The sequence below is a fragment of the Sutterella sp. genome (assembly GCF_030539355.1).
Lineage (GTDB): Bacteria > Pseudomonadota > Gammaproteobacteria > Burkholderiales > Burkholderiaceae_F > Sutterella.
In genome coordinates this window covers 1-21,630 of the sequence record NZ_JAUNSF010000047.1, presented here as the reverse complement: position 1 = coordinate 21,630, position 21,630 = coordinate 1, and the positions used below count along the sequence as shown (strand labels likewise).

The 21,630-nt window shown below is 60.6% G+C and carries 15 protein-coding genes and 2 tRNA genes; 5 read left to right on the top strand and 12 right to left on the bottom strand.

All coding sequences use genetic code 11. The annotated features are described in order from the left end of the window. Positions 1 to 108: 108 nt before the first annotated feature. A complete protein-coding gene (locus Q4F91_RS07955; protein WP_303336480.1) occupies positions 109 to 1,257 on the bottom strand; it encodes an ISL3 family transposase in 1,149 nt (382 codons plus the stop codon). Here Q4F91_RS07955 and Q4F91_RS07950 point away from each other — a divergent pair. Further along, on the top strand, positions 1,204 to 1,386 hold the full coding sequence (locus Q4F91_RS07950) for a hypothetical protein (protein ID WP_303336482.1): 183 nt from the start codon (positions 1,204 to 1,206) through the stop codon (positions 1,384 to 1,386). The genes Q4F91_RS07955 and Q4F91_RS07950 overlap by 54 nt on opposite strands. Before the next feature lie 306 nt (positions 1,387 to 1,692). On the opposite strand, the gene Q4F91_RS07945 is transcribed toward Q4F91_RS07950, so the two are convergent. Together Q4F91_RS07945 and Q4F91_RS07940 are read right to left on the bottom strand one after the other, a co-directional pair. Next, a tRNA-Arg gene (locus Q4F91_RS07945) sits at positions 1,693 to 1,769 on the bottom strand. A gap of 14 nt (positions 1,770 to 1,783) precedes the next feature. Further along, positions 1,784 to 1,860: transfer RNA gene (locus Q4F91_RS07940), tRNA-Pro, on the bottom strand. A gap of 128 nt (positions 1,861 to 1,988) precedes the next feature. On the opposite strand from Q4F91_RS07940, the gene argH reads away from it, so the two are divergent. Next, positions 1,989 to 3,434, top strand: coding sequence for an argininosuccinate lyase (gene argH, locus Q4F91_RS07935; RefSeq protein WP_303336478.1), 1,446 nt, complete (start codon positions 1,989 to 1,991; stop codon positions 3,432 to 3,434). Positions 3,435 to 3,575: 141 nt separating this feature from the next. Beyond that, complete coding sequence (locus Q4F91_RS07930; RefSeq protein ID WP_303336476.1) at positions 3,576 to 5,078, top strand: sodium:alanine symporter family protein; 1,503 nt, start codon at positions 3,576 to 3,578, stop codon at positions 5,076 to 5,078. Between the two features lie 73 nt (positions 5,079 to 5,151). Here Q4F91_RS07930 and dnaE read toward each other — a convergent pair whose 3' ends face one another. The 8 genes from dnaE to rng form a co-directional block, all read right to left on the bottom strand. After that, complete coding sequence (gene dnaE, locus Q4F91_RS07925; RefSeq protein WP_303336474.1) at positions 5,152 to 8,559, bottom strand: DNA polymerase III subunit alpha; 3,408 nt, start codon at positions 8,557 to 8,559, stop codon at positions 5,152 to 5,154. A gap of 115 nt (positions 8,560 to 8,674) precedes the next feature. Next, the gene (locus Q4F91_RS07920) at positions 8,675 to 9,799 is read right to left on the bottom strand and encodes an FAD:protein FMN transferase (protein WP_303336472.1); all 1,125 of its coding nucleotides are present in this window, start codon (positions 9,797 to 9,799) and stop codon (positions 8,675 to 8,677) included. Positions 9,800 to 9,928: 129 nt separating this feature from the next. Continuing rightward, positions 9,929 to 10,258, bottom strand: a complete 330-nt coding sequence (locus tag Q4F91_RS07915; protein ID WP_303336470.1) for an FMN-binding protein — start codon at positions 10,256 to 10,258, stop codon at positions 9,929 to 9,931. Between the two features lie 231 nt (positions 10,259 to 10,489). Then, complete coding sequence (locus Q4F91_RS07910; RefSeq protein ID WP_303336468.1) at positions 10,490 to 12,550, bottom strand: glutamine--tRNA ligase; 2,061 nt, start codon at positions 12,548 to 12,550, stop codon at positions 10,490 to 10,492. A 121-nt stretch (positions 12,551 to 12,671) separates the two neighbouring features. Next, complete coding sequence (locus tag Q4F91_RS07905; protein ID WP_303336466.1) at positions 12,672 to 13,586, bottom strand: NAD(P)-dependent oxidoreductase; 915 nt, start codon at positions 13,584 to 13,586, stop codon at positions 12,672 to 12,674. A 121-nt stretch (positions 13,587 to 13,707) separates the two neighbouring features. Continuing rightward, a complete protein-coding gene (locus Q4F91_RS07900) occupies positions 13,708 to 15,165 on the bottom strand; it encodes an amino acid racemase (RefSeq protein WP_303336465.1) in 1,458 nt (485 codons plus the stop codon). Positions 15,166 to 15,230: 65 nt separating this feature from the next. Then, entirely contained in the window at positions 15,231 to 16,751 is a 1,521-nt protein-coding gene (sbcB, locus tag Q4F91_RS07895) for an exodeoxyribonuclease I (protein WP_303336463.1), read from the bottom strand. A gap of 36 nt (positions 16,752 to 16,787) precedes the next feature. Beyond that, entirely contained in the window at positions 16,788 to 18,245 is a 1,458-nt protein-coding gene (rng, locus tag Q4F91_RS07890; protein ID WP_303336461.1) for a ribonuclease G, read from the bottom strand. Between the two features lie 128 nt (positions 18,246 to 18,373). Here rng and Q4F91_RS07885 point away from each other — a divergent pair, with 128 nt between their 5' ends. After that, entirely contained in the window at positions 18,374 to 19,441 is a 1,068-nt protein-coding gene (locus Q4F91_RS07885) for a glycosyltransferase family 9 protein (RefSeq protein WP_303336460.1), read from the top strand. Here the strand turns inward: Q4F91_RS07885 and Q4F91_RS07880 are convergent. Then, complete coding sequence (locus Q4F91_RS07880) at positions 19,431 to 20,378, bottom strand: DMT family transporter (protein ID WP_303336459.1); 948 nt, start codon at positions 20,376 to 20,378, stop codon at positions 19,431 to 19,433. The two genes, Q4F91_RS07885 and Q4F91_RS07880, sit on opposite strands and share 11 nt — an antisense overlap. A gap of 318 nt (positions 20,379 to 20,696) precedes the next feature. On the opposite strand from Q4F91_RS07880, the gene Q4F91_RS07875 reads away from it, so the two are divergent. Beyond that, positions 20,697 to 21,630: glycosyltransferase family 4 protein (locus tag Q4F91_RS07875; protein WP_303336457.1), on the top strand; the 934-nt coding region annotated here is incomplete at its 3' end.

The following is a 21,630-nucleotide window of genomic DNA, read 5'->3' as shown; positions in this document are numbered from 1 at the left end:
TCGCGAGTTCTCGCGGAGTTCAGCCTTTCGGAGCTGTCAAAGACAGGAAAAAGGTTCTTCGCTGTTAAGAGTGGGTTGAGCTGAGGCTACCACCTTCGGGTTGTAGCTTCAGCAGACTTCGATAGAGCCCTTCATTCGCGGGTACGGACACAGCGAAGCGATGTCAAGTCCGCCGCAGACGAAGTAGATCATCGTCGCGAAGTACTCCTGGTTGCGGAAGCCTCGGGCACGACGCTTGATGTTCTGAATGATGGAGTTCATCCCCTCGAGCAACGCGTTGCTGAACTTGTGCTGCCAGTACGCGAGGATGCCGGATAGGTTCTCCTGGAGCGTCTTTCCAACACGACGCATCTCCTCGATGCGGCTGAGCTTCATCCAACGAATGAGCTTCTTCATCTCGTCCTGCGCGAGATCTGCATCGGTATGGGTGTAAATGTCTTGCAACTGCAACCGCATGCGGTAGGCACGCGCCGTTTTCAGGTGACGCTTGCTAAGGGGCGTCAGTCGGCCCTGCTGCTTCTCGGTGAGGTTGTCGAAGTTCTTCAACCAGAGGTAGCGGGTCCTCTTCAGGACGGGCTCCTCCTTGCTTTCACGGCGACGGACAGCGTCCACCGCATCGTTGACGAGCTTGACGACGTGGAAGTGGTCAAGGACGTGGCAGGCGTTCGGGAAGCACGAGCTGACGCCCTTCTTGAAGGCGAGCGACATGTCCGTGGACACCACCTTCACAGCCTCGGCTGAGCCGTTCTTTTCCTCGAATTCCTTGACAAACTTAGTGACCGTGCCGGCGTCCTTGCCCTCGGTGACGAACATCACCCGCCTCTTCATGAGGTCAACGAAGACGGAGAGGTAGTTGTGCCCGCGCTTGCTTGTTTCGTCAATGCCGACGGCTTCAACGTCGGAGAAATCGAGCTTCTTGCGTGCTTCGCTGATCCAGTGCTTGATGAGTCGCCAAAGGCGCGTGTCGTGTTCTCCGACGTGCTCCGCAGCCGTCGCCACTGGCATGTCCTGCGCGAGCATCAAGGCAAGCCCTTCAAAGAGCAGCGTGAATCCGGAACCAGGACGAGCCCACGGCACGTTCACAAGGCGCACCTTGTGATCGGAACAGTTGACGCGGGGAACGCGGGCGTGAATGTAGCAGGGGTACTGGAAGAAGTTGACGTGCCGCCAGACACGTTCCTGCGTGTCGTGCACGGGAGACGTATGCCCACAACCGTCAACAGGACAGGGGAACTTGGAGCCCTTCTTGAAATCGATGAAGATGTGCAGTTCACTGACGGCAGGGTTATCGGGGAGCTCTTTGAACTCAACGTTGGTGATGAACCAGGGGGCCGGGAGATGAAGGGCTGCGGAAAAGACGTCTTGAGGCTTCATGATCTTCGATAAAGGGCGCTCGCCGCTGGGCAGTCCCCCGCCGGGGGCGGGTGACTCCCAGCAAGGATAGCGCTGGGTTGCGCGTCAAGCGCGCCGGACCATGAACGGCTTCCTCCCCAGCGGCTACGCCGCCGGGTCCCCTCCATTAAAGGCCCTCTGCGCTTGACCCGAGGCTGCGCTGTTCTTGTGCGCAGCGTTGTTTTTTCGGGATTCGGTGCATACTACCGAAGTAGCTACCGCCTTTCCAACCTACCCACTCGAAACAGCGAAAGGCCATAAAAAATCCCGCATCGCAGACAGCGATACAGGATCATAAAATGGTCCGCCCGGCGAGATTCGAACTCACGACCCTCTGCTTAGAAGGCAGATGCTCTATCCGACTGAGCTACGGGCGGACTGTAGTACGGCATGGTCGGGGCGGCGAGATTCGAACTCGCGACATCCTGCTCCCAAAGCAGGCGCGCTACCGGACTGCGCTACGCCCCGAAGATTTCGGATTATATGGGAGAGGGTGACGGCTGAGCAAATCCCGTCCCGTTCGCATCATACAAGTCCGGATTTCATTAGAATTACGGCTTTTCCTAACACCCAACCTACCATCAGAGGCGCTTCCCATGAGCGACGCTCAAGACAATTCCAACGACCCCCTGCACGCCAAGAAGAAGGCCTGGTCGGGCCGCTTCTCCGAACCGGTTGACGCCTTCGTCCTCCGCTACACTGCGAGCGTTGACTTCGACAAGCGCATGGCGCTCGTTGACATTGACGGCTCCGTCGCCCATGCGACGATGCTCGAGCACGTCGGCGTCATCTCCTCCAAGGACCTTGAGGACATCCGCCGCGGCATGGACCAGATCCGCGAGGAGATCAAGTCCGGCAAGTTCGAGTGGCAGCTTGAGCTTGAGGACGTGCATCTCAACATCGAGGCCCGCCTCACCGCCCTGATCGGCGACGCCGGCAAGCGCCTCCACACGGGCCGCTCGCGCAACGACCAGGTCGCCACCGACATCCGCCTCTACCTCCGCGGCGAGGTTGACGAGATCATCGGCCGCGTCGAGCACCTTCAGGAAGTGCTCGTCGCCCAGGCCCAGCGCAACTACAACGTCATCATGCCGGGCTTCACCCACATGCAGGTCGCCCAGCCCGTGACGTTCGGCCACCACATGCTCGCCTATGTCGAGATGCTCGAGCGTGACCGTTCGCGCCTGATCGACCTCCGTCACCGCCTCAACACGATGCCGCTCGGCTCCGCAGCGCTCGCCGGCACGACCTATCCGATCGACCGCGAACTCACGGCGAAGCTCCTCGGCTTCGAGGCCGTCTCCCAGAATTCGCTCGACGGCGTCTCCGACCGCGACTTTGCGATCGAGTTCTGCTCGGCCGCCTCGCTCATCATGATGCACATCTCGCGCCTCTCCGAGGAGCTTGTGATCTGGATGAGCCAGCGCTTCGGCTTCATCAAGCTGCCCGACCGCTTCACGACGGGCTCCTCGATCATGCCGCAGAAGAAGAACCCGGACGTCCCCGAGACCGCCCGCGGCAAGTCCGGCCGTGTGTACGGCGACCTCATCACGATGCTCACGCTGATGAAGGGCACGCCGCTCGCCTATAACAAGGACTTCCAGGAAGACAAGGAACCCGTCTTCGACGCGATCGACACCGTCAAGGACACGCTCCGCGCCTTCTGCGACATGATGGCCGGCGTCGAGCCGCAGGCCGAGACGATGCACCAGGCCGCCCAGATGGGCTTCCCCACTGCGACCGACCTCGCTGACTACCTCGTCCGCCATGGCGTTCCCTTCCGCACCGCGCACGACATCGTCGGCCAGACCGTCCGCGCCGCCGCCGACCGCGGCTGCGGCCTCGAGGAACTTCCGCTTGAGGTTCTTCAGGGCTTCTGCGACAAGATCGAGAACGATGTCTATGAAGTGCTCGCGCTCGAGGGTTCCGTGAACGCCCGTGATCACATCGGCGGCACCGCCCCGCGTCAGGTCCTCCTCCAGACGGAGCGCTGGGAGAAGATCTTTGCGGAACGCGCCGCCGCCAAGGCCGCTGCTCAGTAATACCCTGCAGTGCCCTTGACTCAGAATAGCCGTCCGGCGTGAGTCGGACGGCTATTTTTGTTTCGCCCGTAGAATGAAAAATGGGTTGTCAGCACCATTGACACGCTCAGCCCTCAAATAAAAACAAACTTCTCAACACCCATGGAAAATTTCATCAACGCCCTGAACGGCATCATCTGGTCGCCGCTCCTCGTCGGCCTGTGTCTCTGCGCCGGTCTCTTCTTCTCCATCAGATCGCGCTTTGTGCAGCTCCGCCTGATTCCTGAGATGTGGCATCTCATCTTCCAGAAGAAAGAGGATGAAATCGGTCTCTCGAGCTTCCAGGCGCTCGCCCTCACCCTCGCCGGCCGCGTCGGCACGGGCAACATCGCCGGCGTCGCCACCGCCATCTGCTTCGGCGGCCCGGGCGCGCTCTTCTGGATGTGGATGGTCGCCTTCCTCGGCGCCTCCTCGGCCTTCGTCGAATCGACGCTCGGCCAGATCTACAAGGAGAAGACTGGCGACCAGTACCGCGGCGGCCCGTCCTACTACATCGAGAAGGGCCTCAACTGCAAGGTCTACGCGTGGGCCTTCGCCATCGTGACGATCCTCGCGTCGGTCTTCTTCTGCCCGGGTGTGCAGAGCAACACGATCGCCGCGGCCTGGGTGCAGGCCTTTGACCTTGAGCCGACGATCTCCGCCGCGATCATCACCTCCATCCTCTGCTTCATCATCTTCGGCGGCCTGAAACGCATCGCTCAGTTCACGAGCATCGTTGTGCCTTTCATGGCTCAGGCCTACATCGTGGTCGCGGTCATCATCGTCGGCGTCAACTACCAGCAGATTCCCGAGGTCTTCACCACGATCTTCTCAAGCGCCTTCGGTGCGGACTCGATCTTCGGCGGCATGATCGGCGCCGCGATCTCCTGGGGCGTCAAGCGCGGCATCTACTCGAACGAAGCCGGCCAGGGAACCGCTCCGCATGCCTCTTCCGCTGCCGCGGTCTCGCACCCCGTGAAACAGGGTCTCGTCCAGGCCTTCTCGGTCTACATCGACACGCTCTTCGTCTGCTCCGCCACGGGCTTCATGGTCCTGATGACGGACTGCTACAACGTCGTCACGCCTGACGGCACGTTCCTGCATGAAGGTCTCAAGGGTGTCGAGGCGGGTCCCGTCTACACACAGATGGCCATCGATCAGCTGATGCCCGGCTGGGGCGGCCCATTCATCGCCATCGCGATCTTCTTCTTTGCCTTCACGACGATTCTCGGTTACTACTACATGGCCGAGACCTGCACGGCCTACATTAACCGCACGCTGAAGAAGCCCGTGCTGATGCTGCTCGTGAAGATCATCTTCCTCATCACGGTCGCTTTCGGCACGCTACGCGCCTCCTCCCTCATCTGGTCCATGGCGGATGTGGGCGTCGGCATGATGGCGTACCTGAACCTGATCGCGATCCTGCTCCTTCAGGGCCCGGCCTTCAAGGCCCTGAAGGACTACGAGAAGCAGATGAACACCGGCATCAATCCGGTCTTCCATCCCGAAAGCCTCGGCATCAAGAACGCTGACTACTGGGTCGGCAGCCGTGCCGAGCGCAATCAGGTCATTGAAGAGGAACAGGGGGTTGACAACCTTGACGGCATCACCAGACCGCACAAGTAAAAATAAATACTGAAACTTTCAGGAAGCCTGACAATTTTTTAATTTTGTCAGGCTTCCTTTTATTTTTAGCCCGTTAACCCAGTTCCACGCAGTAGCTGCTCTCAAGCGCCAGAAGATCCTCAAATCGGCTTGAGCAATTTCCAATGTTGACGGAGCCGCAATATCGCTTCCTGCGGTTGCTGTAACAAACACGGGCGGCGACGCCCTCGCCGGATGTCCGGTTGAGAAGCGCCTTCAGATTCCCGATATCCGCCTTTTCATCAACATGGATGGAAAGAGCTAACTGTCTCGACCGGATGTACTCACTGAAATCCGCGCATTCATCAACGATGATCGACAGCTGCTTTGTGTAGTCGTCAAACTTGATCTTGCCTGTGAGCGCAAGGAATGCTCCGCTCTTTGCCTTCTGTTTCATCCCCTCCCAGACACCGCTGTAGCAGAGCGCATCGACCTGGGAAGTGCCGTCATCAATCTTGAGGATGCCGAAGACGCCCTTCTTGCCCGTCACCTGACGAACCTCGGTGACGAGGCCGCTGATAACCTCCGTGCTCTTGCTCGGCACAAGATCCAGAAGACGCTTCTTGCGGAGCGAGGGAACCAGGCGCTTGATCACCTCATAGGGATGACCGCTCACCCAGAAGCCGTAGACAGACCGTTCCTCGTCCAGAGCCTTCATCGGCGACCAGTCCACAGGGGGCTGGATCATCACAGGCTTCTCCACCTCTTCGCCGAAGAGCGCATCCTGCCCCAGATGCTCCTGTTGATTGCGGGAGTACTGCAGTGCATCAGGCACATTTGCGAGAAGCAGACCGCGATGCGGATCGATCGAATCGAAGGCACCCGCCTTGATAAGGCTCTCGAAGAGCTTCTGGTTGATTTCCGGAACGCGCCTGGCAAAGTCAAAAATATCGGTGAATGGACCGTTCTGACGACGGGCGCGCAGAAGTGACTCAACGACAGAGCGATTGATTCCTTTGATAGAACCCAGCCCGAAGCGGATCATGGATTCCGACGGGACGGAGAAGAACCAGTCACTGCGGTTGACGTCCGCGATCAGGAATTCAACGCCGTTGTTCATCGCATCCGTGATGAGGGCGTTCATCTTGTCGCCGTCATCCATCACCATGCAGAGGTTGGCCGCGTAGAAACTCGCCGTGTAATGAACCTTGAGGTAGGCCGTCTGATAGGCGACATAGGAATAGGCCGCGGCGTGCGACTTATTGAAGCCGTAGCCCGCAAACTTCTCCATCAAGTCGAAGATCTCGGTCGCGACGGACTCCTTCACACCGCGCTCTGCGGCGCCCTTCACGAACACCGCGCGCTGGCGCTTCATCTCCTCAACGTTCTTCTTGCCCATGGCACGGCGAAGCAGATCAGCGCCGCCGAGCGAGTAGCCGCCCACGACCTGCGCGACTCGCATCACCTGCTCCTGATAGACCATGATGCCGTAGGTCTCCTTCAGGACCGGCTCCATGCGGTCGTCAAGGTATTCGACCTTCTCACGGCCGAACTTTCGGTCGATGTAGGACGGAATCAGATCCATCGGGCCCGGACGGTAGAGCGCGTTCAAGGCCACCAGGTCTTCGAGACGGTCGGGCTTCGCCTGCTTCAGGAGCCCTCGCATGCCCTCCGATTCAAACTGGAACACGGCCGCGGTGTTGCCCTGCTGGAAGAGCTCGTAGGTCTCGACATCGTCCACGGGGATGCGTTCGAGCTCAAATTTCTGCTCCGGGTAGAGCTTGTCGATGAACTCCACGGCCTTCGCGAGGATCGAGAGCGTCGTGAGGCCGAGGAAGTCGAACTTCACGAGGCCGACGTTCTCCACGTCCTTCTTGTCGTACTGGCTGATCGTGTTCTCGGGGCGCCCGTCCGAGTTGTAGAGCGGGCAGAAGTCCGTGAGCTTGCCCGGGGCGATCAGCACGCCGCCCGCGTGCATGCCGAGGTTTCGGGTGAGACCTTCGAGCGGCTTTGCGATGCGGATGATGTTCTGGTAATCGTCGTCGTGCTCGATCGCGTCCTTGAGCTCAGGCACTTCGGCGATCGCCTCATCGAGCGAGATGTTCCGGCCCGGCTGCATCGGAATGAGCTTCGCGAGCGCATCGGTCTTCATGTAGGGGACGTCGAGCGCGCGGCCGACGTCACGCACCACGGCCTTGGCGCCGAGCGTGCCGAACGTGGCGATCTGGCTCACGGCATCAACGCCGTAGGTGCGCTTCACGTAGTCAATCGTGCGGTCGCGGTTGTACTGACAGAAGTCCACGTCAAAGTCAGGCATGGACACGCGTTCCGGATTGAGGAATCGCTCAAAAAGGAGGTCGAAATGGAGCGGATCCAGGTCCGTGATGCCGAGCGAATAGGCGACGAGCGAACCCGCGCCCGAGCCGCGGCCCGGGCCCACCGGCACGCCGTTTCGCTTTGACCAGTTGATGAAGTCCTGAACGATGAGGAAGTAGCCCGGGAACTTCATTCCCTTGATGATTCCGAGCTCGTACTCCAGACGCTTGTCGTAGGCGGGGCGCTTCTCCTCAAGCACCTTCGGATCCGGGTAGAGGAACTCGAGACGGCGCTGCAGGCCCTCCTTCGAGAGCTTGTCGATGTAATCGTCAAGCGACATGCCGTCGGGCGTGGGGAAGAGAGGCAGCTGGGGCTTCGAGAGAACGCCGTCAATGTTGCATCGCTTGGCGATCTCCACGGAGTTCACGAGCGCGGCCGGGATGTCGGCGAAAAGTTCGCACATCTCCTCCTCGCTCTTCAGGTACTGCTCCCGGGTGTAGAAATCCTTGCTCGGCCGGCGGGGATCGCTCAGCGTGTAGCCGTCCGCGATGGAGCAGCGGACATCATGCGCGTCAAAGTCCTCCTTATTGAGGAACTGGATCGGATGGGTGGCCACAACCGGCACGCCGTGCTCAGCGGCGAGATTCGCGAGGCGCGCGGTCGCGAGCTCATCGTTCCGGCGGCCGGCGCGCTGGAGCTCAATGTAGAAGCGCCCGGGGAAGTCCGCCAGCGCCTGCGCGAGCGCCTCCTCCGCGAGGCCGAGGCGATTCGCGAGCAGCAGCTGCCCGATCTCGCCCTGCGCGGCTCCTGAGAGCGCTATGAGCCCCTCGGTGCCGCCGTCGGCGAACCATGCGGGATCCACGAAGCCGCGCTCAGCGTCATTGTCGGAGAGAAAAGCCTTCGTCAAGAGCACGCAGAGCGAGTGATAGCCCTCGTGGTTCATGCAGAGCACGCCGAGCCGGTAGGGCTTCTTCAGATCCTTCCGGTTGAGGATCTTCAGGTCACAGCCGAGGATCGGCTTGATGCCCGCGGCAAGCGCATGCGTATAGAAACGCAGGCCGCCAAAGATGTTCATCAGGTCACAGATGCCCACGGCCACGCCGCCCCCGTCCGCAATGGCATGAATCATCGGGTCGATGCGGACGATGCCGTCCGTGATCGAATACTCGGAGTGAAAACGCAGATGGACGAAGCGGGGATCTGACATCAGGTGGTCCGGGAGGGCTCTAGATCGTGATATGAGAAACGGCGCCTTTTCCCGCGAGGAGAAAAAGGGCGCCGTTCCGGATGAATTCCTGGGCTCGGGGTAGTTGTCCGCAGGATTACCTGCCGGCGGACTCCGATTCCGTACGGTGCCGGGACTCGCTCACCCAGCGGATGCTGAGCTCGGGGTCATACGGCTGAATCTTATCGCGGAGCGCGTCCGAGACGAGCGTTTCCTTGAGATCGTCCTTGAGAATCACCGCATGAACGTCCGGATGCGCGACGAGGAAGGCCTCGGCCTTCTCCCATCTCATCGCGAAGAGCGCCGTGCAGAGCGCGTCCGCGCGGGCGCCATTCCGGTCAACGATCGTCACGGAGGCGACGTCCGTCGCGACGGGGCGGCCCGTCACAGGGCTCAGAATGTGTCCGTAGCGCTTGCCGTTCTTCTCGAAGTTGCGCTCGTAGGCCCCCGAGGTGATGACGCTCTCGTCAACGGCGGAAATGATCGCGAAGAAGTCGCCGCGCGTCTTGTCCGGGCACTGCAGTCCGATGCGCCAGGGTGTCCCCGCGGCCTTCTCGCCGACCGCGACCACGTTGCCGCCGAGATCGAGCAGGCCGTGCGTCATGCCGGCGGCCTTGAGCGTTTCGGCGAGCTTCGTGCCGATGTAGCCCTTGGCGATGGCGCCCATGTCCACGTTCTGCCCCGCGGCAATGCGCATGAACCAGTCGCCGCCTTCCTGGGTGACTTCCACGTGGCGATGGTCCACAAGGCGGATCGCCTTCTCGATCGCGGCATCATCCGGCACGGAGTCGCCGCCGAAGCCGATCTTCCACAGGTTCACGAGCGGCCCGATCATCGGCTCGAACGCACTTCCCGTCATGTCGGCGATGCGGAGCGCCTCAAGCGACATCTCCGCGATCTCGGGCGTCACCAGGACGCGCTCGCCGGCGCGGCGGTTCACCTCATTGAGAGGCGTCTCCTTGTGCACGCTCATCATGTCGTCGTAGCGGATCACCTCACTCTCCATGAGCTCGGCGAACCCCTTGGTCTCCTCGGGCGTCCTGCCGAAAACCTTGGCCTTCACGAGCGTGCCCATGTGAAAGGTCGCCGTGTCGAGCACGTATTCAGCGGGGGCGGCGACCTGACCGGCGGCAGGTGCCGCAGATTCGGCCGAAACCGCCGGAAGCGCCGTCGCCGAGAAGGCCAGGGAAATGGCGAGAGGGAGAAGAATCGCTCGGAGCATGACTTGTCTGATGAAACCGGGGCAAATAGGCAAATAAAAAGGGGGAGGCTTGAGATTGACTTCAAGCGGTCCCCCTTCGTTGGAGTCAGCAGCCTTCAGGAACTGAAAGCCTGAGTCCAAGAGGCCGAATTACATGGCCTTGGAGAGAGCGTCCTTGACGGCAGCCTTGATGCCCTCGGAGGAGAGCGTGGCACCGCCGACGGAGTCAACACCCTCGACGCCGTTCTTCTTGACGATTTCCGGGATCATCTGCTCGATCGGAGCGGCGATGATCATCTCGGTCTCACCGTGCTTCGTGACCTTGACGTCGGCGATCTTGCCGCCCTTGACGTCGACCTGGACGGAGATGACGGACTCGCGGCCCTTGCCTTCGCCCGTGTAGGAGCCGTCCTTGTACTCGGCGGCCTGGACACCGGCGGCGAGGAGAGCGGCGGCGGCGACGACGATAATCTTCTTCATGATTGCAGTACCTTCAAACGAGTGTGTGCATTGACACCTGCATTACGCGCCGCGTCCCTCGGAGAGAGACGGAAACGCTGCGGTGTGCTTTGTTGAGTATTGCTGAATGCGGGCTCAAAAAAGAAGAGTCCGCAGACTTCAGCTGCGGACTCATCTTATCACAGTGAATTTCTGACTTTAGAGGTAATCCCTCCCCCGGAGGCGCCCTCCGGAGGGAGTAGGGGAAACACCTTACTTGCCCCAGGAATCCCTGAGACCGACGGAAAGGTTGAAGACCGGGTGCTCCGCCGAGTGATCCTTGCGGTCCGCGACGAAGTAGCCGTTTCTTTCAAATTGATACTTTTCATCGGGCGCGCAGGCGGCGACGCAGGGCTCGACGTAGGACGAGAGAATCACCTTCGAGTTCGGCGTCAGACGGTCGAGGAAGCTGCCCTCGCCCGCTTCCGGGTTCGGCACGTTGAAGAGGCGGTCATAGACACGGATCTCAGCGGGCTTCGCGGTGGCGGCGTCAAGCCAGTGAATCGTCGCCTTCGTCTTCACCAGGACCGAGCCCTCGGTGCCGGACTTCGTCTCGGGGAGATAGTTCGCATGCACGGCCGTGACGCGGCCCGTCTCGTCCTTCTCGAACGAGGTGGGAACGATCACGTAGCCGTAGCGCAGACGAACGGGCTTCGCGGGCGAGCCGTCGGCGGGCACTGTCAGACGGCGGAAGCCCTTGGGCGGAACCTCGGCGAAGTCGCTCTCCTCGATCCAGAGCTCGCGGGAGAAGGAGATCTCGCGCATTCCCATCTCGGGCTTCTGCGGGTGGTTCTCTGCCATGAGCGTCTCGCTCTGCCCCTCGGGATAGTTGTCGATGATGAGCTTCAGGGGGTGAAGCACGGCCGAGCGGCGCTGGGCGCGCGCCTCAAGATCCTCGCGCAGGCTCTGCTCGAGGATGGCGTAGTCGATCCAGCCGCCCGAGACCTTCGAGACGCCGCAGCGCTCCGCGAAGAGCTGCAGGCTCTCGGGGGTGTAGCCGCGGCGGCGCAGACCGACGATCGTCGGCATGCGGGGATCGTCCCAGCCGTCGACGCGCTTCTCGTTGACGAGCTGAATGAGCTTGCGCTTGCTCACGACGACGTACGTGAGGCTCAGACGGTTGAACTCGTACTGATGCGGCAGCAGGAAGAAGTTCTTGCGGACGACGGAGAGCGCGTCCTGAAGGAACGGCGTGAAGTTCTCCATGTGCGCAGCGATCTCGGCGAAGACCGCCTTCACCTCGTCAGCGGCGGGCTCGCCCTCGGTCCACTTCGCAAGGATCGCGGCGACCGCGGCCTCGGGCGCGGACTGGCCGAGCTTGCCTGCAGCGGCGGGCATCGCAGCGATGAACTCAGCGGTCTTCGGATGCGTGCCGGCGGCGAGCTCGGCAACGACGCCCTTCGCCTCCTCGTACTGAGGCGTGCGCAGCACGGGGATGATGCGCTCGAGCGCCCAGTTGTAGAACGCGCGCTGATCCTCGAACTCGAGCGTGCAGATCGAGTGCGTGATGTTCTCGAGAGCGTCCTCGACGGGGTGCGCGAAGGTGTACATCGGATAGATGCACCACTTGTTGCCCGTCGCATGGTGCTCGGCGAAGCGGATGCGATAGATCGCCGGGTCGCGCAGGTTCATGTTGGGGCTCGCCATGTCGATGCGGGCGCGCAGAACCATCGAGCCCTCGGCGTGCTTGCCGGCGCGCATCTCACGGAAGAGCCTCATGCTCTCCTCGACCGGACGGTCACGGTAGGGCGAGTTCTTGCCCGGCTCCGTGAGCGTGCCGCGGCTGTCACGCATCTCGTCGGCCGTCTGCTCGTCGACGTAGGCGTAGCCCGTCTTGATCAGGTGCTCGGCGAAGGCGTACATGTACTCGAAGTACATGCTCGCGAAATAGAGGTTCCTCTCCTCGGCGTGCTCCCAGGTGAACCCGAGCCAGCGGACGCTGTCGAGGATGCCGTCGACGTACTCCTGATCCTCCTTCACCGGATTCGTGTCGTCGAAGCGCATGTGGCAGCGGCCGCCGTAGTCACGCGCGAGACCGAAGTTGAGGCAGATGCTCTTCGCGTGGCCGATGTGGAGGTAGCCGTTCGGCTCCGGCGGGAAGCGCGTGCGGATGCGCGCCAGATCCGGCGAGCCCTCTGCGAGCTGCTCGGAATAGGGCCCCGGACGACCGCGCCAGTAGCGCGGAAGGTTCACGCCCTGCTCAAGGTCTTCTTCAATGATGTTGCGGATGAAATTGGTCGCACGCCCGGTCTGGGCTTCCGTGTTTTCGCTCATCGCGTTCAGGTTCCAGGGGTTAGGAGAAGTCAGGGGCGGAAAGGTCTTCCGCCAGGGGACTTCGAAAAATCCTGTGGGGATTCAAACAAGGGAATTGGAGATTTTAGCGCGGCAGGGGACTTCAGTTTTCCGAGTCCTCAGTACCTTTCCTCGGAAGACGCAGGATGAGGCTCGAGGTGTCATAGCGGGAGCCGCCGAGCTTCTGCACCTCCGCGTAGAAGCCGTCGACGAGCTTCGTGAGCTCGAGGCTCGAGCCGTTCCGGGCCCCCTCCTCGATCGCCATGCCGAGATCCTTTCTCATCCAGTCGACGGCGAAGCCGAAGTCGAACTTCCCCTCGACCATCGTGGCGCTGCGGTTCACCATCTGCCACGAGGAAGCGGCGCCGCCCGAGAGAGCGTCCACGAGTTTCCCCATGTCGAGACCTGCGTTCATGCCGAAGGCCAGGCCCTCGGCGAGGCCCTGCACACATCCCGCGATGCAGATCTGGTTCACCATCTTCGCGAGCTGCCCCGAGCCGGCGGCGCCGAAATGCGTCACCTTGCTCGAGTAGGCATTGAGAACGGGAGCTGCCGCGGCAAGCACGGCCTCGTGGCCGCCCGCGAACACCGTGAGGCACCCTTTCTCCGCGCCCGACTGGCCGCCCGAGACAGGGGCGTCGATCCAGGCGACGTCATGCTTCGCGGCTTCGTCTGAGAGTTCGCGCTCCACCGTCGCCGAGGCGGTCGTGTGATCGATGAACACCGCGCCCGGCTTCATGCCGGCGAGCGCACCGTTTTCCCCAAGCACGACGCTCCTCAGATCATTGTTGTTGCCCACGCAGCAGAGCACATAGTCCGCGCCTGCGGCCGCCTCGCGGGGCGTGGGGGCGGACACGCCCTTGTGCTCTGCGCACCAGCGCGCGGCCTTCTCCGCGGAGCGGTTGTAGACACGGACATTGAACCCGGCGCGGGCGAGATGTCCGGCCATCGGATAGCCCATGACGCCGAGACCGAGGAAGGCAACGGTGAGCGGAGCGGAAGCGGTGCAGTTTTCCATGACGAATTCCGTGGAGAAGGGTTAGAGCGGGAAAATTCCGTGATCCTGAGAAACGCATCGCCCGGGCCGCAAGGATGAGCCAGGGCGATGCAGGTCTTCAGGAATTAAAGTCGACCGGGTGTCAGCGGACGCCGGTCTTCTCGAAGGACGCCTGAGCCGCCTTCACGACCTTGCGCGCGAGCGCCGCGGTCGGGTCGACGATCACGACATGTCTGCCGGCGATCTCGAAATCATCGGACTCGTCGAGAATGAGCGGCAGTTCCGTGCAGCCGAGGATGAGGCAGTTGCAGTCGAACTTCGTCACGAGTTCCTCAGCGGCCGCGATGAGATCATCGCGGCAGACGCCGTCCGTGTAGCCGGCCTTGGCACCGAGCGGCCCGTAGATCGCGTCCATCACGCGTTCCTGATTCTCGTCGCCCGGAGCGAAGATCGGCATGCCCATGGCCTCGGCCTTGCGGGCGTAGATGCCCGTCTTCACCGTGCCGGTGGTGGCCATCAGACCGATGCGGGCCTTGTCGCCGAGCTTCGCCTTGATCTCGTCCAAGGCCGCGACCTGCATGTTGATGAAGGGAATGCGGATGAAGCGCTCGAGGTACGGCAGGAACGCGTGCGCGGTGTTGCAGGGAACGATGATCGCGTCGCAGTCATCCTCCTCAAGGCGCTTAGCACAGTTGAAGAGCGCGAGCGTCGGATCCTCGCCGTTCTGCAACAGACTCACCGTGCGGTCGGCGATCTGCGGGTTCTGTTCGACGACGACCTTGAAGTGCTGCTGATCGTTCTTCGCGGGCGTCGCGCGGACGATCTTGTCATAGAGGTCCACAGTCGCCGCCGGCCCGAGGCCGCCGATCATGCCGATCTTGAAGGGCTTCGGAGTCTTCGGAGGCGTCGCGAGCACCGCTGTCTCCGCGGCATCGCGGAGGATGTCCTCGACGGGAATGCCCTTCGCCTGCAGGTCAGCGGCAAAGCGCGCGATCTGCGTGCAGTTCGGGATCAGAAGCTCGGCGCCGCGGGCGACGAGCTTCCCGCCGATCTCCACGAGGAGCGCCTCGAACTCGGGCGTGAGGCCGTTCTTGCGCAGTCCCTCGCAGGGGTTCTGCACGCGGGCGAAGGCCGCGATCATTTCCTCGTCGGGCTCGATGAATTGAACAGCGTCGCCGAAGATCTTCCCGTAGGCCTCCTGGGGGAGCGCACGGCCGAGGAGCGCGATTTTCCTCACCTCGCCCGCCTTCACCTTCTCCTCGACCTTCGCAAGGAGCGGAATGATCGGGATGCGCAGTTCCTTCTGCACCTCAGGGAGGAAGGGAACCGTCTTGATGTCAGGGATCACCGCGGCGTCGCAGCCGGCGCGCTCGAGTTCGCGCGCGGCGAGATACGCCGTCATCTTGCGGTCACGGAGCGCAGCAAGCTCCGGAACCGCCCCGTCGCCGAGAGAGCACTCCGCCGCAGGCGCGGGGATCTCAAGCGCGGACTCAACGATGTCGACCGTGCTGCCGTGGTCAGAAGCAGCGGCGATCAGCCAGGACTTGGTCCTCAGGGCAGGGAGCGGGTTGATGCCGCTCGTTATGCCGATCTTTTTCATTTTCTTCTCCTCTGGTCGGACTTTCTCGGTCCGTATACGAAAACTTTAGCGCACTCGCGGGCGGCTCAGGAACTGACGGATTCCCCAAGCATCTCGCCCCACTCATAGAGAGCGCCGAGGATGTCCTGATGCGCATCATCGTCGTACTGACCGCTCGCGCCCGCCTGATCGATGAGCTCGAAATACTCCTCGAGCGTGAGCGACCCGTCGGCCCCCTCAACCAGTCTCCTGTGGCAGAGTTCCGTCCAACGCTCCTGATCGTCTTCCGAGAGCGTCTCGGGGAAGTTTCTCGCTCGGTAGCGCAGCAGCAGTTCACTGAACTGCGGATCATCGAAGGGGATTCCCGCCTCGGCCATGGCCTTGAGTTCCAAAGGCTTCGCAGCACGGATCTCCTGGAATCTCTTCTTGTCATCTTTGCTCGAGAATCCGGACGAATAGAGCGACGCATCCGGATCCGAAGAAACCTGCGGAATGCCTTCAAAGCGGCCGGCGAGCAGTTCGGCAAAGGCGCTTTCCGCCCGAGGACTCACGTCCTTCAACTTCGCCAGATTCTCATCAATGACACTGAGATCAATGCCGTGACGTTCGGCGCGCGACGGGGAGAGCACCCTCCGATCCGCGCAGACGAAGGGTGCTGCGTTCGCCTTCAGAAGCCTCAGCGGAAGCCGCTCCACACCCGCCTTTCTTTCTTCCGCAGTGGGGAACATCCGCCTGCGGAATTCCTCCGCAGTGAGTTCCCCAAGCACGGTCGGATCCTCGGTGAGATCCCACATCCAGCAGTCATTCTTCTCCTGATGGAAACAGGCCACGATGCCCGTGCATCCGCGCTTCACGCCGAAGCGGGGCGACACCCAGACCACCGGCTTTCTGCCTTCCACGGCCTTGAGCACCGTCCTCGTATCACGGTTCTCGAATGCCCACTTCCAGAGCCTCGGCTCGTGCTCGGCAATGAGCTTCGCCATCCCGATCGTGGCCTCGACGTCGGAGAGCGCATCGTGCGCATGACTGTGCTCGATGCCGTTCCACTTCGTGAGGAACTCAAGTTTGAAGCAGACCCCCGAACGCCCCGCAGCCTTCGGATATTCGGCAGGGTCGATCTCTTCCCACTGCGGCCACTTGATCGTGTCGCCGCGCAACGCCCAGCAGGCGCAGACAAGCGGAAAGATGTCCCAGCGCGAACAGCCTTTTGCATAGGAGTGCGTGTAGGGATCGAGAAAGTTTCTCCAGAAGAGGAATCGGTTCACCTCGTCATCAAACCCGAGCGTGTTGTAGCCAAGACTCACTGTACCGGGGGTGTTCAACCGCTCCCAGACCTTCTCCGCAAAATCCTTTTCCTTCAGCCCCTCCGCCTCGCACTGCTGCGGCGTGATCCCCGTGAGCAGGCAGCTTTCCGGAGAGGGCAGACGATCGTGGGACGGCTTGCAGTAGAAAACCTCACCCTCACCTTCCTCCCCGGCGACCGGGTTGAATGACAGATCCGTGCGGCGCCCCGCGAACTGCGACGGTCCGCTGCGCTTCGGGTCGAGCCCGAAGGACTCGTAGTCATACCAGTAAAAAGTGGCGGGGAACTCGTTCGGGTTGTGCATCTTGTCCAGGGTTCCTTTGATTTTATCTCTTGTATATCAGGCGAGAATGACGTCCCATTCTTCCTGCGTGTAGGCATTCTCGACCTCAAGCAGGATGGGCTTCTCGACGCTCTGCTGCAGGAGTTCCAGCGCCTGGGACTCTTCCTCAAGCAGCAGATCAATCACGGTCTGGCTCGCGAGAATACGGAATTCCTTCATGTCCTGGTACTGCTTCGCAAGCCGCACGATCTCGCGCAGGATGTCGTAGCAGACCGTCCGCGCCGTCTTCACCTCTCCACGTCCTCCGCAGACCGGGCAGACCTCGCAGAGCACATGCGCGAGCGACTCGCGCGTGCGCTTCCTCGTCATCGCAACAAGGCCGAGTTCGTTGAAACCGCTCACCGTCATTTTGGTACGGTCATGCGCCACTGCACGTCGCAGCTCTCCGAGCACCGCCTCGCGGTGCTCGTCCTTCGCCATGTCGATGAAGTCAACGATGATGATGCCCCCGAGATTCCTCAGCCTCAGCTGACGGGCGATCACCTGCGCGGCCTCGAGGTTCGTCTTGAAGACCGTGTCGCTGAAGTCGCGCTTGCCGACATAGGCGCCGGTGTTGACATCAATCGTCGTCATGGCCTCGGTCTGGTCGAACACGAGGTAGCCGCCGCTCTTCAGATCCACCCGGCGTCCGAGGGCCTTGCCGATCTCGGTGTCGATGCTGTAGAGCTCGAAGAGCGGGGTCTCGCCTTTGTAGAGATGAAGCCTTCCCTCGGCAACCGGCACAAACTGCCTCGCGAACCGCTCGAGCGCCTCAAATGCCTCCGGACTGTCCACCTCAATGGAGGCAGTTTCCTCATGCACGAGGTCGCGAAGGATGCGCTGCGGCAGCGACAAATCCTCGTAGAGTAGCGTCGGACCTTTCGCCTCGCGCGCGGACTGCTGAATCTCCTGCCACAGATGGGCGAGATAGGTCATGTCCGCGCGGAACTCCTCCTCCGTGGCCCCTTCCTCGGCGCTCGTGCGAATGATGAAGCCGCCCTTCTCCTCGGGCGGGCGGATCTGCGTGAGCAGCGCACGGAGCTGCTCGCGCAGTTCCTCGTCATCGATGCGCTGCGACACACCGATGTGGCTGTCGTTCGGGAGGTAGACGAGCTTGCGGCCGGCGAGCGAGATCGTCGTCGTGAGTCTTGCGCCCTTCGTGCCGATCGGATCCTTCGACACCTGCACCATCAGACGCTGGCCTTCGTGGAGCATCGACTCGATCGGTCGGTAACCGCCCGTCTCCTGGCGTGCGCCCTCAATCTCCGCGATGTGAAGGAACGCCGTGCGCTCAAGCCCCACGTCGAGAAAGGCGCTCTGCATGCCGGGAAGCACACGGACGACCTGTCCGTAATAGACGTTCCCGACCAGTCCCCGGGCGCATGTGCGCTCAATGAAAATGTCCTTGAGTATCCCGTCCTCTAAAATTGCGGCGCGGGCTTCCTCGCGAGTGCTGTTGATGAGTATCTGTTCCACGGACTTATCTCACACCTCTCCAAGTGGGAAGTGTCTCCACGTATGCTTTCCCTGGCTGCTCATTCTATAGGCGCCGGGAGAGCCTCTCCATCCGCAGATTCCGTTTCACCCTGTTCTGCCACCTCATCATGAAAGTCCTGATCGTCTCGCTGCGCTATCTCGGTGACTGTCTCCTCGCCGCCGCACTCGCGCCCGCGGTGAAAGCGAAGTTCCCCGACGCTCAGGTCGATCTGCTGAGCTTCCGCGACAATCTGTCAATCCTTGAGGGCGTTCCCTGCATCGACAACAGGATCGGCGTGGAGCATCACCCGAAGAAGTGGATTCAGGCACAGGATCACATTCGTTCCTGGAATACCTATGACTGGGCGCTCTCAACGATGAACAGCACCCGGGCCACGCTCTACAGCTGGGCCAGCGCGAGGAACCAGACGATGCCTGCGGTTCCGGATGATCTCGAGCACAAGTGGATTCGAACGCTCGTGAAGCACCAGATTCCCTGGTCCTCTGGACATCTGCTCGACACTTTCACGGATGTCGCAAAGCCCCTGCTCGGCGACATCGAGCCCCTGAAGCCAGTCGCACCGGACGCGGAACTCTCGCCTGAACTTGAAGCTGACTTCTCGGCGCTCGGTCCGTGTGTGGTCTGCCATCCCTGCTCGCGCTATCAGGACAAGAACTGGTCGCAGATCGGCTGGCGGGATCTCTTCCGAAGAATCATTGACTCAGGGCGGGGAGTCTGCCTGACCGGAGGACGTTCGGAGTTTGAAACCGACTACATCCGGGCGATCACCGAAGGGCTGCCTGCCGACCGGGTGCTTTCTGTCGCCGGCCGCGCGAGCTTCGGTCAGACCGGCAGAATCATCCGCCGCGCCGACGCATTCGTGGGCGTTGACACTGCTACAGCACACGTAGCGGCGGCGACGGGCACACCTTCGGTCTTCCTTTTCGGCCCCACAAATGTACGTGAATGGGGACCCTCACCCAAAGACGGTCGCCCGGCATTGTATGACTCGTCCCTGAGTGTTCAGACAGTGCTAAATGTCACTATCGTCCGTCAGGACAATCCCGAGCCCTGCTGCGGCTGCACTCGACATCGTTGCGCACACTTCAACCCGCCCGAACTCGGTCGCTGCATGCAGGTGATCAGCCCGGACAAGGTGTGGGCCGCTCTCTGCCAAAGCGTCGCTATTTCCTGACAGTCTTTTTCTGGAACACCCGGACGGAGAGGCTCACCCCGACAAGGAGCAGCGTCATGCCGATTGCCATGAGCGGCGTCGGCCAGGCAAGGCGCATGATGTGCGCATAAATCACGGCGAAGATCGTCTCGAAAATGATCATCTGTCCGCCGAGGGCCGGTGTGAGGCGCTGACTCATCGCGTTCCAGAAACAGATCCCGAGCCATGAGCAGAAAATGCCGAGCGCAACTATGCCCATCAGAAAATTCTCCGGCGTGTCGCCCAGGAGAACGGCAGGATCAGGCGTCTGTAAGGCATAGACCGCGAGTCCGATCAACGCCGCAGGGAGCGTTGCCACGCCCTGCGCAGCAGTCCAGAAGGTTGCGGACATTTTCCCGCGGTGCCGGATCAGCCACTGAGCATTGCTGATCGGGTACCAGGTCCAGATGAAGAGGCTCACGAAGGCGTAGAAGACGCCGAGCCAGAATCCCGCGGGCTGCTGATCCGAGTTCGCGAGAAAGTAGGTGAACTCCGTCCAGTTGAGGCATACCATGCCTGCGGCGACGAGCGTGAGCGGGAACGTAAGCCTGCGCCACGCGACGCCCGTTCCGGAGCGGCGGGCGGTGAGGTTGGCCACGATCGCCACGCAGATCGGAATGACCGATGTGAAGGCTCCCGCGATCGGGGCACCGGCGAGCTGCACAGCCGAGGCGAGCAGCCAGTAATAGCCTAGATTTCCGATGATGCCGAGCGCAAGCGCACTGCCCCAGTCCCGGCGCGTCATCTGCACGAGACTCTTCACGTTGAAGATGAGCAAAATCGCAGAGAACACGCCGAATACGGTGTAGCGCGCCAGCGCGATCAGCAAAGGATCGTAGCCAGCGAGCCAGATAGGGATCACGTAGACAAGTCCCCAGAGGGAACATGCCAACACACCGAAGAGGAGACCTGCGAACATTGGAAGAGTTGAGCGTTGCTGAAGCATCCCGGGCTGTTCTCACGCACTTCTCAGGAGGGCTTCCGAGAACTTCCCAAACGGAAGGAAGACTGGGATGATAAGAGGCAACAACCTTACAAGCAAAGACGTGCCCGTGCACAGTGTCATCTCCCTTCATCTGACCAAATGGATGAATGTCCGTACATGAATTTTCCGCTTGTTCAGCGTAAAATTTCATGGAAGTTTTCCTTCCTGTCACGAAATTTCCATTAATTCTCACCTTCCCTCACCCTTATGCGAATCGGTTATTTCTGCAACGCCTTCAAAAAATCCGGCGGCATGGAAACCTATGCCTTGGGTATGATTGAAGCCGCACTTGAGCTCGGGCATCAGCCTGTCGTCTTCTGCCAGACAGCAGACTACTCAATACCATTTGCAGAAAAGTGTGAAATTCATGAGTACGGCAAAAAGAATATTCCAAACAAAATACAGACTCTTCTTTTTCACAGCTGGCTCAAAAAAGAAAGCCTCAAATCCAATTTAGATCTCAGCATCGGATGCTGCTTCGGCGGACAACCTGATGTCATCGTGTGCGGCGGAGACCGAAAGGGGTATCTGCTGGCGATGAACAAGCCTCTCCTTCTTTGGAACCGCTTGTTCATCAAGCTGGAAAAAGAAATATTTTCAAATTCAAAACTAATAATTTCGCACTCAAAGCTTGTCGCACAAGAACTTGTGAACCTTTACAGCATCGAAAAAGAACGCATCCATGTAATATACCCTCCTCAGAAATTTTCAAAAAAATCAATAAGCGTGGACAAGATCGCTCTGAGAGAAAAATACAAAATTCCCAATGACAAGAGAGTGTTTTTATTCGCCTCCATGAGCCATAAACGAAAGGGATTTGACCTCCTAAGGGAGCACTTTCAGAATTCATCCTCTGACAATCTTCTGCTCGTGGCAGGCAAGCCTGTCAAACACGAATACAAAAATATATTTTCACTAGGATTCTGCTCAGAGATGGACGATCTCTACCAGCTCTCTGACTACACAATACTGGCGAGCCAGTATGAACCGTTCGGATTAGTTGGAATTGAGAGCGTTCTCAACGGAACTCCCGTTATAATGTCCGACAATATTGGATGCTGTGAGGTCATTTCTCCCGTCGCGTTAAAAACTTTCCAACGGAGCAGACCAGAAACACTCGACAAAGTCATTGATGATCTGAAAGACAATCCAATTCAGCTGTCTCAGCCGTATGAACAATATATAT

Bases quoted from the DNA above. Each gene is read 5' to 3' on its own strand.
- Q4F91_RS07885 (WP_303336460.1), top strand. From the start codon at position 18,374: ATGAAAGTCCTGATCGTCTCGCTGCGCTATCTCGGTGACTGTCTCCTC.
- Q4F91_RS07920 (WP_303336472.1), bottom strand. From the start codon at position 9,799: ATGCTCCGAGCGATTCTTCTCCCTCTCGCCATTTCCCTGGCCTTCTCG.
- Q4F91_RS07880 (WP_303336459.1), bottom strand. From the start codon at position 20,378: ATGTTCGCAGGTCTCCTCTTCGGTGTGTTGGCATGTTCCCTCTGGGGA.
- sbcB (WP_303336463.1), bottom strand. From the start codon at position 16,751: ATGCACAACCCGAACGAGTTCCCCGCCACTTTTTACTGGTATGACTAC.
- Q4F91_RS07915 (WP_303336470.1), bottom strand. From the start codon at position 10,258: ATGAAGAAGATTATCGTCGTCGCCGCCGCCGCTCTCCTCGCCGCCGGT.
- argH (WP_303336478.1), top strand. From the start codon at position 1,989: ATGAGCGACGCTCAAGACAATTCCAACGACCCCCTGCACGCCAAGAAG.
- Q4F91_RS07930 (WP_303336476.1), top strand. From the start codon at position 3,576: ATGGAAAATTTCATCAACGCCCTGAACGGCATCATCTGGTCGCCGCTC.
- dnaE (WP_303336474.1), bottom strand. From the start codon at position 8,559: ATGTCAGATCCCCGCTTCGTCCATCTGCGTTTTCACTCCGAGTATTCG.
- Q4F91_RS07905 (WP_303336466.1), bottom strand. From the start codon at position 13,586: ATGGAAAACTGCACCGCTTCCGCTCCGCTCACCGTTGCCTTCCTCGGT.
- Q4F91_RS07950 (WP_303336482.1), top strand. From the start codon at position 1,204: ATGCCCACAACCGTCAACAGGACAGGGGAACTTGGAGCCCTTCTTGAA.
- Q4F91_RS07910 (WP_303336468.1), bottom strand. From the start codon at position 12,550: ATGAGCGAAAACACGGAAGCCCAGACCGGGCGTGCGACCAATTTCATC.
- Q4F91_RS07900 (WP_303336465.1), bottom strand. From the start codon at position 15,165: ATGAAAAAGATCGGCATAACGAGCGGCATCAACCCGCTCCCTGCCCTG.